This is a genomic window from Mucilaginibacter ginsenosidivorax, from assembly GCF_007971525.1.
GTDB classification, from domain to species: Bacteria; Bacteroidota; Bacteroidia; order Sphingobacteriales; family Sphingobacteriaceae; genus Mucilaginibacter; species Mucilaginibacter ginsenosidivorax.
In genome coordinates this window covers 7,631,219-7,647,829 of the sequence record NZ_CP042437.1, presented here as the reverse complement: position 1 = coordinate 7,647,829, position 16,611 = coordinate 7,631,219, and the positions used below count along the sequence as shown (strand labels likewise).

At 42.0% G+C, this 16,611-nt stretch carries 4 protein-coding genes; 3 read left to right on the top strand and 1 reads right to left on the bottom strand.

Features of this window, described 5'->3' with window-relative positions:
* Nucleotides 1–30: 30 nt before the first annotated feature.
* Nucleotides 31–6,513, bottom strand: coding sequence for an alpha-2-macroglobulin family protein (locus tag FSB76_RS31305; protein WP_147060578.1), 6,483 nt, complete (start codon nucleotides 6,511–6,513; stop codon nucleotides 31–33).
* A gap of 257 nt (nucleotides 6,514–6,770) precedes the next feature.
* Here FSB76_RS31305 and FSB76_RS31300 point away from each other — a divergent pair, with 257 nt between their 5' ends.
* The 3 genes from FSB76_RS31300 to FSB76_RS31290 all read left to right on the top strand — a co-directional run bounded on the left by FSB76_RS31300 (nucleotide 6,771) and on the right by FSB76_RS31290 (nucleotide 16,606).
* The gene (locus tag FSB76_RS31300; RefSeq protein WP_147060576.1) at nucleotides 6,771–10,925 is read left to right on the top strand and encodes a hybrid sensor histidine kinase/response regulator; all 4,155 of its coding nucleotides are present in this window, start codon (nucleotides 6,771–6,773) and stop codon (nucleotides 10,923–10,925) included.
* An 848-nt stretch (nucleotides 10,926–11,773) separates the two neighbouring features.
* Entirely contained in the window at nucleotides 11,774–14,917 is a 3,144-nt protein-coding gene (locus tag FSB76_RS31295) for a SusC/RagA family TonB-linked outer membrane protein (RefSeq protein WP_147060574.1), read from the top strand.
* A 21-nt stretch (nucleotides 14,918–14,938) separates the two neighbouring features.
* Nucleotides 14,939–16,606, top strand: coding sequence for a RagB/SusD family nutrient uptake outer membrane protein (locus FSB76_RS31290; protein WP_147060572.1), 1,668 nt, complete (start codon nucleotides 14,939–14,941; stop codon nucleotides 16,604–16,606).
* Nucleotides 16,607–16,611 lie beyond the last annotated feature (5 nt).

The following is a 16,611-nucleotide window of genomic DNA, read 5'->3' as shown; positions in this document are numbered from 1 at the left end:
AATTCCGTGCCAAAGCCTGTTGAACTTGCTTTACGGTTTAAATTCTATCCGCCGGCCTTCTGTATGGGCATTAAATTCGGGTGCATACATGCTTTGCAGGCTGGTAACGCCGGTTGCGTAATTGCCTGGTTGTACTACGCGCAGTGCATATTCAAATACATAGTTTCCTTTTTTTAGTGCACTTATAAAAAAGTTAGTGGCCACATCCTTACTTACCTGGTAATAGTACAAGCCGTCCTGGTATTTATAGGCCGATAGCGTTTCCATTGGTTCGGTACCGGCCGGGCGCATGTCTTTTAGCTGGATGTAGTCAAAATCACGATCGGCCTTCAGGTAAACCACTACTTTTAGTACATCACCTGTTTTAGGTTGATGGATGGCATCAACCGCAGTAAGTATCGGCCCGGCGTCAGTTTGTTTTTGGATAAAGTACTTGCGCTCCAATTGAACGTTGGTGTTGGATGGGGTAATTTTATCCAGCTTTTCGGTGTATTGCCAGTACATGGCGCCCCAGTTAATGGTTTTGCTGCTGTTACTTACCTGCACATGGCCCAATGCGGGTTTTACCTGCTCATCAACCCAGGTGGTTTTTAAATAACCAGTGCCGGCTTCGGCTTTTATCCCAGGCTTTAAGCTGGCCAGCGGTTTGTTGTTTAAGCTGATGTTTATTGAGGTGGTGTCGGTAAGTATATTGTCGCCTCTAATCAGTAAGGCGTAGCAGGCGGCTGCTGTAGCTTTGGTGGTGCGCCAGTTATTGGTTTGCTTGTTGCGCAACAGCCAGATCTTCATTTCTTCCACCGCTTTTGTATTATTGCCCGCTTCGGTAAATAGCTCAATCATCAGCGATTGCGTTTCAACCGGCGATTGGTACCAATAATACCCCGGCTTGTTAGCAGCCCAATACATGCCCAATTCATCCGATTGTTGCGCAGTTTCCAGTAACGACTTCATGATCTCTGCCGCGGTTTCCTTTTTATCAAAACGATACAGGGTAAGCGCTATCATGGCCTTTTCAAATTCAGGTTGCTGTACCCATTGCCTGCTTGCCCGCGCCAGGTAATTGGCCCGGATGATGTCCATTGCTGCATCAGGCGCTCGTTTTTTAAAATAGCTTTGCGCGTACCAGGCATGGACTTCTATGTTATCTAAATCCCTTACCATATAGTTTTTGATATGCTTTTTGGCGTTTGCTTCATCGGCCTTAAGTTCATTATCTACATAATTTAGCGCGTTGGGGATTATCTGAGGCAGCGTGGTATTGTCTTTATCTACCACATTCAGTTTCATAAGCTGGCCTATGCCTGCCAATATATGTTGCGTGATATACCTGTCAGAAAAATCGCCCCCAAACCAGGGGAAGCCGCCATTTGCCAATTGCTTTTGTTTTAGTTTGGTTAAGTTGGCATTCAGCTCATAGCTCATTTTATTCAGGTCGAAGAGAAGGGCGATTCGTTTTTTCTGTTCGGTTTCGTCAACGGCATCCTGCAGCCATGGGGTTTCTTCCAGCAATACCGATTTCAGTTCCGGATTTTTTTCGAGGTTGGATAGCAGGGCTTTTGAATCTGCGATTTTCCACTGTTCAAATACCTTTTTTATCTGCGGGTAATGGTTCACGATATTCACCGCGAAGCTGTTGGCATAAAACCGGCTAAAAATTTGTTCCGAACATTCGTAAGGGAATTCCATCAGGTAGGGTAGTGCCTGCACAGCTGTCCATGCAGGGTTTTGGGTATATTCCAGCGTAAGCGTTTTATTGGTTAGGGTGCTGGTGGTTTGATTAACCAGTTTATCAAACGTGAAATTTTTGGTTTGACCTGGGCGCACCATCATGGGCATGGTTTCGGTAACCAGCATGCTGTTGGGGAGTACAGGTAGTGTGTTTTCTTCACCATCAGTATAATTGCCTGCCGAGGCTGTTAAACGATAGGTAAGGGCCTCCAAACCGGTGGGGATAACCAGTTTAAAAGATACAGCCCCGGTTGATGTGCTATCCAGCTCAAAAGGCTGCTCGGCATATTTTGATTTGCCAAACAGCGCAACAGGCTGCAAGGTAACCGCATTGGTAAATTCCAGTTTAGCCTGCCCTTTCAAATGTTGGTTTGACAGGTTCACAACCCGTGCCGAAACTACCAGCGTATCGCCCTCCCGCAAAAAGCGCGGCATGTTGGCGCTGATCATCATTTTTTTCTGTGTGATAACTTCTTGTTCAATGTAGCCGCTTTGCAGATCCTTATTATGCGCAAAGCCCCTGAACTTCCAGCGGGTTAATGATTCGGGGACGGTAAAATCAATCAACACCTTTCCGTTATCATTTGTGTGCAGCTGGGGGTAAAAGAACGCGGTTTCATTAAAGTTTTTGCGGGTAACTATAGGTGCTGCGCCAATTTCTCCTGCACGGCCTGCAAGAAGTTCCTTATCAAATTTTTGGCCGGGCTTTGTTTGTATTTCTCTTAGTATAACAGTATCAGCTTTTGCGGCATTGTCATACGATATATAGCCGGCATAGCGCTTTAGTTTATTGTTTGGTGCTGCAGCGAAATATGAAGTACTCTCTTCCACCTCCTGTTTAATATCAGCATTCCCAACCGGCTCATCTATCCTGATATCCTGGTTAGGATCGCCTTTCTGGCTTTTAACACCCGGATCGGCCACTGCTAATTCCCTGCGCATTTCCATAGGGATTTTCATGAGCACTATCATTTTTACGCCCTTAACCGGTCGTATTTTCCTGCTTATATACCCCTTGCCACTGAACGTTAAAATCGACCCGGCAGGTACTTTGATCCTGAAATAGCCGTATGAGTTGGTAGTTGTGCTTATTATTGAATTACTGATACTGATTTTTACCCCTGAAGCTAAACTGCCTCGCCAAATAACTTTGCCGATTACATCGTAGCCGCCTTTAACAAGCCTCGCATTGCTCATATACCGGGCTTCGATTTGTTTATTGCTCAGCGCGTTCTTTTTATTCGGTACGATACCTTCGTTATAATCCCGGTAGATAGAATTATCACGGCCATCATAATTAAAGTCTAAATTATCTATGGATTCATAATTCCGGCCAGTTTCGTTGTAATAAGGCTGGTATGGCTGGTTTCCTGAAGTGTTATCATTGGAAGACGGCGGAACGGTTTCCCACTCAAAATATCGGGCCATATACTGGTATTCGGCAAAATCTGCTTGCCAGCTTAATGGCCGGGTAATATCATCCAGCGAGGCATCATATAAACCTGCCAGTAACTCAGATGTTTGTTTGTTGTCGCCTCCATCTATCTGTAGTTTCCATTGCTCTTTTTCGCCGGGTTGCAGTTTATCACGCATCGTTAAAAAACGGATGTTTAAGGGCTTAACCGTGTCTTTTACCATAATGCGCTGGTAATAATGGTATTGCCTGTTGCCGTTTACCAATTCAAATTGCACGGTAAACGCATTTTTGTTTGTGGGTACTACGGGTACGCTTATTTTTTGCGGCGCGCCTGCCTGTAATTGCAATAGTTGTGATGATAGCAGCGTGGGACCATCATACGTTTCAAAAAGCACCTTGCAGGCTTTGCCAATTCCTATATAAAAAGTTGCAGGTTCTTTGGCTGCAACGGTGGTAGTTTGGGCTGTTACCCAATCCTCGGATTTTTGTATAGGAGCTTTATCGGCAATGTAATTAATGTATTTAACCACAGATGCCGTGTCGCCGTTTTCGTTTTTAGCGCTAATAACCAGTGCATATATGCCGCCTGTTGATTTGAGGAGTTTGTTTAGGTCGATAGTGTTGCCGCTCTTTTGGATGTCGATATCCAGGTCGGCTGTTTTTTCCTGCCGCTGCCAGTTTGAATATTCGTTTTCGTGGTTATAGGCAAAGTTGGGGAAGTATTTTTCGTAATCTGTTTTGCTCATCAGCCATTGGTCGGGTACATCCCAAAGCCTGTTTTTAAAGAATGCTTCGGGGCCTTTCAATTCGTATACTTTGATGTTGGCCCTGCCGTTTTGCTTTTCATCGTTGCCGTTAAAAATGGTTAAAGCTGCGTTGGCGTGTTGGTTTCCGATAGCTTTTTCGGGTACATCGGCCTCCAGGCGGATCGGAATATCGCTGATGGTGATCTCGCTGCTTGCAAAATGTGTTTCGCTATTGGCATCGGTAACGTTGGCCTGTATGCTAAACCGGCAGGTTTGTCCCTTATTTTCGTTATCCGGCCCGTTTGCCAAAAACTTAAACTTGAAGTTACCTTGCTCGTCGGTTTTAATGGTATCAACAGCTATGATTGCCTGCTGATTATCATCGTTATCTATAGATCTTTTATTGCTATATTCTGCGTTAAAATATGGCCGTATTTGCGGTACTCTTGTTATATTATAAGCCACCCTGGCACCGGATAGGCCATAGCCTGAAAATGCATTTACCTTGCCCTTAACTAAAATGCTATCGCCAAGTTTGTAAAACTGTGTGAAAGGTTCAAAATCAACTTTAAAAGTTGGTCGTTTATATTCTTCAACATGAACTGCTATCCTGCCGTTGGCGGTAGATAGAGATAGCCAGCCATTCAGTACATTTTGAGGAATGACAAAAGAGGCAGCTACCGTTCCAAATTCGTTGGTTTTTAATTTTGTGGTGCCTAACTCTTTATTGTTTTGGTCACTTAATTTGATATCTAGGTCGGCCTTTGTTATAATGCTGCTTTTGCCGTTTACACTTTGCAGCTCCATGGCCTTAAAATAGATGGTTTGGCCGGGGCGATAAATTTGCCTGTCGGTAAAAAATACGGTTCTGATAACGGGGGCGCTATTTAAGATAGGCTGTGGCGAGTATGGCTCATCCTTTTCACCATCTGCTAAATGGTCGTCCCGGTAGTTTATATTAATGGTATATTGATTACCTTTTGAATCAAACATAAACGAGCCGTTAATATCCGTTATTCCGGTGATAATTACCGGCTTCTTTTTTGTATTTCCATACCTCTCCGGGCTGTAAGTGATGGTTACAGCCGCGCCTGCCAGCATATCGCCTGTTTCGCGGTTGGTTACTTTAATCTCCCGTTTTCGGTCGGGCCTTGTTCTTATGATATAGGCCAGCCCGCTTACTTTAAACAAACCCAACTGGATAAGGCTATCTTTGCCGCTTTGTTCAGTTGCTAATAAAAGGTACTTGCCAGGCTTTAATGCGTCAATTTTAAATTCGGTGGTGTGTTCCTTTAAGTCGGTGGTTGCAGGCAGGTTGAGTTGTTTGTCTTGTAATGCTTTTAAGGTTTTGATAAAAGCCAAAGTGCTTTTACCTATACCAATAGATCCATAGTTTCCGTCCAGTTTTCCAATATAGGTTAACTGCGCATCTGTAACGCCGTAAATACGATAACGCGCCTGGCTGATATTACGGTATTTTAAACCTGCAAGGATGGGTACATCCGGCGAATTCACGTCCTCAAAACTAACCTGCAACTCTTTTTGGGTAATTTCATTTATCTGGTTACCTGCGCGTTGTCCGGCGGGGCTTTTAGGGTAACCGGCCATCGCCTTTTGCAGGTAAATCATGGCAGTATGTAGGCTATCCGCATCGCCATAATACTTGCCAATAGCAAATAATGCATCTCCACAAATAACACCTGCCGAAGTATCGGCAGCAATATTTTTAAGAGCAGCGAGGTACAGTGTGTTTTTATTGCTCAGTGTAGCTTTATCATACAAAAAAGTAAGTCTTTTCATATCAAGATCAGCCAGGGCCCTCCTGTTATTTTTTTGCAGATGGAAGGCCAATCCCTGTTGCAGCAGGCGAATGCCGCGGTAAAAAGTTGATGCCGTGTCGGTGGTTTTAACATCCAGTGCGGCAAAGGTTTTACTATCGCCAAAAAAACGTGGGTCGTTTAACGAAAACGGCATTTTTGGTTTGGTAAGTGCCGGCTCATCCGCCAGGAAAAAATCAGATGCCCGGTGTAAAAGCAAATCGTATAGGGTAGGTCTTAAAAAGCGGGTATTTTTATCGCCTTGCAAAATACCGTCTAAAATATCAAGTGGCGTGTTTTGTTCTTGATCAGCGTCCTGTAACGATAGTTGGTAAAGCTTTGTGGTTTCATCAATAATAGTTGCCAGGTCCCATTTCCTGAAATCGATATCAGGAACTTCCATTTTACTCCTGCCCGTAAATGTGTACCGGTTTTGCTGATAGTAATTCCAATACATATCGGCCAAAAACGATTGTAAAACCGGCTTAACCGGGTAGGATGATCGGCCAATATCGGCCTTCAATGTGGTAATAACGCTTACAAGCGCATCTTCCTGCAAATAAGTTAGGAATTTTGCATGGTAAATAACCGCACGCACCATCTGCGGCACGTTGTTTTCTTTGCGTGCCAGTGCATCAAGTTTATCAACCTCCATCAATGCCGATTTTGGCAGGCCAACCTCGATCAATGAGTCGATAGTAAATATGATGTTATGATAGCTTGTTTGAGCCGATGATCGCCGGGCTATAAATAAAAAACAGGCAATAAAAAGAAACTTCAGGATTTTGCAGGTTTGTGATAGCATAAGGAATGAGGATATGATGGATAACGGTAATAATACCAAAATATGATTGTTAAAATTTGTTAATTATTTACCAGATGCAAAATGCCTGGTAAATTCATAAATAATTAAATCAAATGGTATTTAAGTAAGCAGCTTGCTATGCCTTAGCCTGATAAATTGTATTTTAAACAATTAAATTTCTTTTTAGGGATTTATTAATTATATCTTTAAGATTATTTTTCCGGGATTATAAACCAATATTTACGCCGAATACCACCATGAAGCTTAGGGCTTTGTTATTATTTATATTAACGCAGTTTATATTAAACCAGGTAAACGCGCAAAATACCCAGTTCAGGTTTTCGCATCTCGATATCAATGCCGGCCTGTCGCACAACCAGGTAAACTGTATTTATAAGGATAAAAAGGGCTTTATGTGGTTTGGTACACTATCGGGCTTAAATAAGTACGATGGTTATAGTTTTAAAAGCTTTAAGCACGTCGCCGGTGATACTACCACTTTAGATGACGACTACATTGTAAGCATAAACCCCGGCCCTGAAGATAAACTATGGATAGAAACCCGTACGGGTTTCAATATTTATGACCCCGCTACCGAAAAGTTCAGCAAAAACCTAAAGGATTTTATGTATAAAATTAAGGTGTACGATACGTACATTTTAGCCATAAAAAAAGACAGGTTAGGTAATTTTTGGTTTTTGGAGCACAACGCCACCCAGGGCATCTTTAAGTACGATCCGGTAACAAAACAAACTATTAACCTGCTTCATAAACAGGAGGACACTACATCCATTTATTCGAACCTGGTTACCGATCTGTCGGTAGATTCAAAAGGGAATATATGGCTTATATCAAGTGCCGGCGTGTTGGAGCGGCTGGACCCCAAAACTTACAAGGTTAATTACCGCCTAAAACTTGAGCAACTGCCGGCAGCACTAAGCACCACCTATAAAATTTTTATTGATAAGCAGGATGGCATTTGGGCGTTTGTGCCCAGTTATTCAAAAGGAGTATTTTTCATTAGCCCTCAAAGCAAGGTCATTAAACATATTTTAAAAGCTACGGGCACCATAAATACCGATGTTATATCAGATGTTATACAGGACGATAAAAACAGGATCTGGATTGCCACAGATCATGGAGGGATCAATTTACTTAACAAACAGGATTTTAACACACAATACCTGCTTAATCGCGAAGATGATGATAAAACAGTAGGCCAAAATAGCATTACCTGTGTTTATGTGGATGATATCGGCATTATCTGGTGCGGCAGCTATAAACGGGGGATAAGTTATTATCACCAGAATATTATAAAATTTGCCAGCTATACGCATCATCTTTCTGATAAAAACAGCCTGCCGTTTAGCGATGTAAACAGCTTTGCCGAGGACAAACAAGGCAATATATGGATAGGCACCAACGGCGGAGGGTTGATTTACTGGGACAGGAAAACTGGCAGCTTTAAACAATACCTGCACAACGCAGCCGATAAAAATAGCCTTACCAATAATGTTGTAGTAAAGCTGTTTATTGATCACGAGCAAAAACTGTGGATAGGCACCTACTATGGCGGCCTTGATTGTTTTGACGGCAAAGTGTTTAAACATTACCGGCATAACGATGCCAACGTTAACAGCATATCTGAAGACAGGGTTTGTGCCATAACCGAGGATAGCGACCATAACTTATTGGTAGGCACTTTATCGGCAGGTTTAAATGTACTTGATAAAAGCCGGAATGTGGTTGCCACATACCGGTTTGATGGAGATATGAACAAAAGCTCTATCCACTCCAATTACATCAGTTCGGTTATTGAAGACAGGCGCAAAAATTTATGGATTGTTACGGCGTACGGCTTAGATTTGTTAGTAAAAAAAGATCACCGGTTTTTGCATTACCTACATGATGAAAAGGACCCTAACAGCCTTATTAACAACAATACCAATAATATACTGGAAGATAAAGATGGCCTTATTTGGATAAGCACCCGCGAAGGCATCAGCATATTTGATTACAAAACCGGAAAATTTACCAATATTAATAAGCTTGATGGTTTGCCCGATAATACGGTGATAGATATGCAGGAGTTTAGCCGTAATAATATATGGGTAAGCACGCCCAATGGCTTATCAAGCATTTTTATCAATCGTTCGGCAGGCAAGCTTAAGTTTCGTTTTGTTAATTATAATGAAACTGAAGGGCTGCAGGGGCGCGAGTTTACCGAAAACTCATCATACAAAACCAGGGAAGGGGAGCTGCTGTTTGGTGGCGGCAACGGGTTTAATATTTTTAAACCTTCAAATATCCTCAATAGCGCAAATCCGCCAAATTTAGTTTTTACCGATTTGCAAATCTTTAATCAATCTGTTAAGGTAGGTGATAAGGTGAACGGCTCGGTGATACTAACACAGTCCATCGTGGATTTAAAAGACCTTAAGCTAAAATATAACGACAATGTATTTGCTGTAGAGTTTGCTGCACTTAATTATTTTAACCCCGATAAAATAAATTACCAATACCGGATGGATGGCTTTGATAAGCGGTGGATTAACGCCGATAACAAGGTACGCAAAGCCACTTATACCAACCTTGACCCGGGCGACTATGTGTTTAGGGTACGCGCGGGCAGTAACGAAAGCTGGAAGGGGAAGGAGCTTACGTTAAATATCAATATATCGCCGCCATTTTGGAAAACCACGTGGGCCTACATTTTATATACATTATTGGCGGTGGGCTCGTTGTTATATTTAAGAAGAAGGGGTATCCAGAAAATACGTACGCAATTTTCTATTGAGAAGGAGCGGGAAGAAGCACAGCGCATGCATGAACTGGATTTAATGAAGATTAAATTTTTCACCAATGTAAGTCATGAGTTTCGCACGCCACTATCACTCATTATGGCCCCGGTAGATAAGATCCTGAAACAAATTGCCGAACCTGAAGTGCAACGGCAGCTGATGTTGGTAAACCGGAATGCCAAACGCCTGCTAAACCTTGTAAATCAATTGCTCGATTTTAGGAAAATGGAGTACCAGGAATTAAAGCTGCATAAAATGAACGGCGATATTATTGGCTTTATAAAAGACCTTTCGTTTGCATTTACCGATGTGGCAGATCAAAAAAATATCCGCTTTATTTTCGATTCAGAAATAGATACCTACTACACAAGCTTTGACCATGATAAAATAGAGCGGATCATGTTCAACTTGCTCTCAAATGCCTATAAATTTACCCATGAGGGAGGGCAGGTAAGCGTTTTAATTAACCTGATTGATAAAAAGGATATCGCTGAGCAATTATTAGAAATCAGGGTTATTGATACAGGTATTGGCATTGCCGCCGATAAGCTGAACCGGATCTTCGATCCCTTTTTCCAAAACGACTTACCCGGATCGATGCTTAACCAGGGCAGCGGCATAGGCCTATCCATAACCAAGGAGTTTGTTAAGCTGCACGAAGGGGAGATATATGTTGAAAGTGAGTTTAACCAGGGCAGTTGCTTTACGGTTTTATTACCGCTGATGCAATTGGATATCAGTGTTTTTACAGATACGTTGATGTCGTTTGACCACCCCACTGAGCTCTCTCCGTTATATAATCTGCCCAAAAACGACTCCCACAAAGAGAGCAGAGATGGCAAAAGGCCAACAATATTATTAGTTGAAGACAATGACGATTTCAGGTTTTATATTAAAGACAATTTAAAGTCGGCATTCAATGTAATTGAGGCCGAAAACGGAAAAAAGGGTTGGCAAAAGGCCCTGGCGCAACACCCTAACCTGATTGTAAGCGATATCAGCATGCCCGAAATGAACGGTATCGACCTTTGCTTAAAGATAAAAAATGATAAACGAACCTCGCACATCCCGGTAATATTGTTAACGGCCTTAACAGGCGAAGACCAGCAATTAAAGGGATTAGAAACCGGTGCAACAGATTACCTTACAAAGCCTTTTAACTTCGAGATACTACAATCAAAAATCAAGAATATACTGAGCCAGCAGGAAAGCATGCGTAAAACCTATACCAAACAGGTAGAGGTGAGTCCGACTGAAATGCATATCGATTCGCCTGATGAGCAGTTTATGAAAAAGGTGCTTATTTTAATTGATAGCAATATCTCCAACCCCAATTTCTCGGTTGAAGAATTGAGCAACGAAGTTTTTGTGAGCAGGTATACCCTTTACAAAAAAATACTGGCCATGACAGGTAAAACTCCCAATGAACTGGTTCGGTCGATGAGGCTGAAACGTGCCGCGCAGCTATTGGAAACAGGCCATTTAACCATCTCTCAAATTTGCCATAAAGTAGGCTTCAAAAGTCAGAAATATTTTGTGAAGATGTTTAAAGCCGAGTACAATACCATCCCCTCAAAGTACGCCGAAGCCGCCGAAGAGATAGAATCTTAGCGTAGTGTGATATTATTAGTTATAATGACGTGTTTGCAAGTTATTGACTTTCAGTATTAAATGCCTGTCATTGCGAGATACGAAGCAATCCCCTACATGCTTAGTCCCACATAGTTTGGGATTGCTTCGTCCCTTATAATGACGTGCTTGTAAGTTACTGACCGTCAATATCAAATATTCATCATTGCGAGGCACGAAGCAATCCCCTGCATGCTAAGTCCCACATTGTTTGGGATTGCTTCGTGCCTGCAATGACGGGAGTTTAGGACATTGATTTAACACCTACAAGTTCAAATAATAAAGCGCGATAGCGTGGTATCAAATTACAATGCTTTTTGATATGGTACTATTATGCGTTAGCAAAAAAGCGTCACCCCGAAAATTCCCGTTAGAATAGCCTGTTGACACCGTCAAAGTGATACTATTTTTTCAGTTTAAAATGTTGCGCTAAATCGTTTATGGGGATACATTTGTAACTTTTTTACCCAAATCTTGAATAAAATTCTTTAGTTAGTTCAATTAAATATCTGTTAATCAATATGTTAATATAGGTTGACATTTGTACCCCTATTTATCCACAACCGGGTTTGGTTTCACATATAATTTTACCCTCATTATAAACATGTATTAATGCCCGGCAATAATATTGCCCGGTTTAGTATAAACCTGATAAGCGTATATAACCAATTTTATTAAAGCAATTGTTTGTCATTTATTGATGGGAAAACAGGCGCATAAACATTAATGATTTTCATTAATAAGTCTGCACGTGTTAAAAAAGATGATGGCAGCTATAGTAACAGAACCAATAAATCAAATAAAAACCAAATAAACTAAGTAAATCAATTATGCGAAAAATTCTACGAATGGCATTGCTGTTTTTGTCTCTTTTTGTATGCTTCCGGGCAGGGGCGCAAAACCAGGCGACAGTAATCAAAGGAACAGTAACAGACGACAAAGGCATAACCCTGCCCGGTGCTTCTGTCAGGGTAAAAAATGGCCAGGCTTCGGCTATAACCGATAAAGATGGCAATTATAGCATCAGCGTACCAAGTGGCGCTACCGAGCTTACTTTCTCGTTTATCGGCATGAAATCACAGGATGTTCTTATCGGTAAAAAAACTGTTATTAATGTTGTATTGGTCAATATGTCAACCACGTTAACAGATGTGGTAGTTATCGGTTACGGTCAGCAAAAACGACAGGACGTAAATGGCGCCATATCATCGGTAACCGCTAAGGATATTCAAAATATCCCTCAAACAAGCGTTGACCAATTGCTGCAGGGTAAAGCCGCGGGTGTTACCGTTACCAACGGTACAGGTGCGCCGGGTAGTTCGGCATCAGTGCATATCAGGGGTATAACTTCTCTTTCTGGTTCAAATGAGCCTTTATATGTAGTTGATGGTGTGTATATTGATGGTTCTGCCTACACCACTCAAAACCAAAATAATGGCGAAAATACAGTTAGCCCCCTAAGCTACATCAACCCAAATGATATTGCATCTATTGATATTTTGAAAGATGCGTCGGCGACAGCCATATATGGTAGCCGTGGTTCAAATGGAGTAATTATTATTACCACAAAAAAAGGTAAAAATAGTTCGGCTCATTTAAATTATGATGGTTATTACGGCATTCAGCAACAAGGGCATTTCCTTAAAATGATGAACCTCCCTCAATACGCTGCTATACAAAACGAGATAGCCGATATTACAGGTATAGGCCGCAGGGGCGAGTTTGCAGATCCCACTGTACTTGGCCCAGGTACCGATTGGCAAAAAGCGGTGTTCAGAACAGCACCGATGCAAAGCCATAATCTTTCAATGAACGGTGGTAACGAAAACGTGAATTACTATATTTCAGGCGGTTTCCTTAAACAAAATGGCACCATCATAGCGTCAAACTTTAAACGCTACTCCTTCCGTACCAATGTTGAGGGAAAATTGAAGGATTGGTTTAAACTTGGTTCAAATATGACGTTAAACCGTACCGACCAAAACATAGGCGCGAGTGATAACGGTGGTATTGTTTACCAGGCATTGTTGAATGCCCCAGACCAGGCAGCCAGCAATCCCGATGGCAGCTATACTGTTGCCCCGGCATCATACGGTAGCGGTGTTTTTATAAGCCCCGTTGCATTGGCAAGCTTAAACACCAATAACCTGGTGCGGAGCCAAATAAATGCGAATTTTTATGCCGACATCCGTTTTTTGAAAAATCTGACATTAAGATCGGAAATTGGCGGTTATAATAATTTTTCGAAAAGTGTACTGTTCTTCCCTTCATACACTGTAACATCGCCTACCAACCCGTCGCTAATATATGGTAACCCTGTAGCCAAATTAAGTGAATATACAGACCAGGCTTTAGGCTGGAACTGGAAAGAATATATTACCTACAACCATACATTTGCTCAAAAACACAACGTAACCGCAACTGCAGGTTATGAATTGAATGAAGGCATGTACAATAGTATGAGTGCCGGTACCGATACTTTTTTAAGTAACGATTTACCAACACTTAACCTTGGTGGCGCTAAAATACCTTCTATCGGCGAAAATAAATCGTCTAATACCTTGCAATCCTTTTATGCCCGTGCAATTTATGACTACGATAGCAGGTACAGTTTAACTGCCACCATCCGGTCGGATAGGTCATCAAACTTTGCACAAGGCCACCAGACAGGTTATTTCCCATCTGCTGCTTTCGGCTGGACAGTTTCCAATGAATCATTTATGGCCGGCATTAAAAGTGTAGCTGATAATGTGAAATTCAGAATTGGTTACGGTGAAGTTGGTAATCAGAACATACCGGGCTACCAGTACGGATCTGCACTTAACCCCACAATCACAGGCTTAGGTACCGGCTTTAACGTATCAAATTATAATAATCCTAATTTAACCTGGCAAACATCTATACAAACTGATATAGGTTTGGATTTTACTTTATTCGGCAGGGTTAATGTAGCTGCCGACTGGTATAATAAAACCTCGAAAAAATTCCTTTTCCAGGCACCGTTGCCGGAGTTTTTAACCGGCGGGCCCAATTATCTTGGCGGGATCAGTTCGCTTTATGTAAACGGAGGCGAGGTTAGTAATAAAGGTATCGAGTTCAGCATCAACTCAAAAAATATTGTTTCAAAGAATTTTAACTGGAATACAACGGTAACTTTTAGCCATTACGTTAATAAAGTGGTTTCTACGTACAACAACAGTATCATTACTGCCAGCGTTACCTCGGGTTTTTTACAAATTCCGGTTACACGTACGCAAGTTGGCGGCCCTATAGGGGAGTTTTATGGGTATACCGTTAAAGGAATATTTAAAACAGCAGACCAGCTGCAAAATGCGCCAATACAATTTGGCCAGCCTATAAGCACTACACTGGGTACTCTTGGTTCAACAACTTTAGGTGATATACAATATGTTGATACCAATCATGATGGCAAGATTGATGCAAGCGACATGAGTGCTATTGGTAACCCTAACCCAACTTTTACCTATGGTTTTACCAATAATTTCAGTTATAAAGGTATCGATCTGTCTATATTTCTGTATGGTTCTTATGGCGGCAAAGTGCTTAATTACCTTGACTACACCATAGAAGGCTTGAATGGGCTATATACCAATCAGCTTGCGGAAGCCGCAAATTACTGGAGTCCATCTAACCCTAATGCAACTATCCCGGCTCCTAAGGGCGGTGTTAACCCGAACCTTAACATGTCGACCAGGTTTTTGCAAAGTGCATCTTTTTTAAGGTTTCAGAATGTACGTTTAGGATATAACGTACCGGCAGCCTGGGCTAAACGTATTGCACTTAGTGGTTTAAAAGTGTATTGCAGCGCGCAAAACCTGTTTGTAATAACAGGTTACAAAGGACTGGACCCCGAAGTTGGCCAGCAAAATCAAAACGTGTTTTTAACCAATGTGGATTTGGGAAGGTACCCTTCGCCAAGGGTTATTTCTTTTGGAATAAACGCGGAATTTTAATTTGACCATAAAAGACTTAAAATGAAAGCAAATATTAAATATATAATCAGCGCGGCAGTCATTAGCCTTGTTTCTGTAACAGGCTGTAAAAAAGATTTCTTCAACAGGCCGCCCGAAAACGCGATAGCAATTGATAATTTTTATAAAACCGATGCCCAGGTAGCATCCAGCACACTTAACCTTTACAATTCACTTTGGTTTAATTATGTGGCTAAACCAGGCTGGGCCGTGTGCGAGATGACCGGTGGTAACGGCCGTAGTTACTCATCAGATGTTACTGATTTTGGTAACCTGAACGGTGCAGTTACCAACCTCAATTCACAGAATGATGCCGCATGGTCGTCATTATGGACTGTTGTTGCGCAGGCTAATGCACTAATCAACTTAATGCCCCCAAGAGCAGGCGCGGACGTAACCCCGGCTGTTTTAAATAACGCCCTGGGCGAAGCCCATTTTATGCGTGCCATGGCTTATTTCCATATCGTTAGGTTATGGGGCGCGGTGCCCATTATTGAGGATGCCAGTAACTTTTTAACCAACTTCCAGGTAAATAGCAACAGGATAGAAGACATATACACCTTTATGGTTAAGGATATGAAATTTGCCGAGGCAAATTGTACCAAGATGATCAGGACTGGTTCTATCACTCAAGGCCATGTATCCAGTGGTTCTGCTTCGGCTATGCTGGCCAAAATATACCTGTATATGCAGGATTACCCTAACGCACTTGCAGAAGCACAAAAAGTGATTAACAGCGGAGAGTTTAAATTGTATGGTGTAGATCTGCCTAATAAAACTTATAACGATCTGTTTAAAACAGCCAATAATAACAACGAAGAAAGCATTTGCCAGCTACAATGGGCCGGTGGCGCATCGTATGGTCACGGTAATCCGGCACAGGCTTCATTAGCCGCCAGCGGTATCATTACAGGTACCGGTGATGGCTATAGCGTGTTAGGCCCCACAATCGACCTGCAAAACTCTTATGAAGGCGGAGATTTGCGCCTGCATGCCACTATTATGCAAGCGAAGGATTTTTATCCTGAAATTACTGCGGCAGCCGGCGGTTACACCGTACCTGACAATATTAATTCACAGGGAACCGATGCTGCTATCAAAAAATACGTGGTTGGTACGCCTGCCGATAATGGCGGCATTGGCGCAGCACAATCTGCGGCAAACAATACGTACTTAATGCGTTATGCCGAAGTTTATTTAATTGCAGCAGAGGCAATTGTTGGCAAAAACACAACCTCGACAGATGCCCAGGCTTTAAATTACATCAATACAATCAGAAAAAGGGCAAACCTGGCACCGTTAACAGTTATAAAACGTAACTACACGGTTGCTAACCCTAACTACGATGCCACCTACAATAACGCTGTGCCAACTACTATTATCAAGGACGATATTTTAGCTGAAAGAAGGCACGAATTTGCTATCGAAAACGACTATTGGTTTGACCTTTGCCGCATTGACGGATGGAATGGTATATTAAATAACAGCCATCCACTGGCTACGCAGTTGATAAGCCAGCAGGAAAGGGGTACTTACGCTAATGACCGCAAAACTGTTTACCATAGCGCGGTTACACCAAAAAGTACCGACTTTTTATTGCCTATACCAATTAATGAAACAACCGCCGACCCTAAATTATTAGAACCAGCAGTACCATACACTTTTAAATAAATACA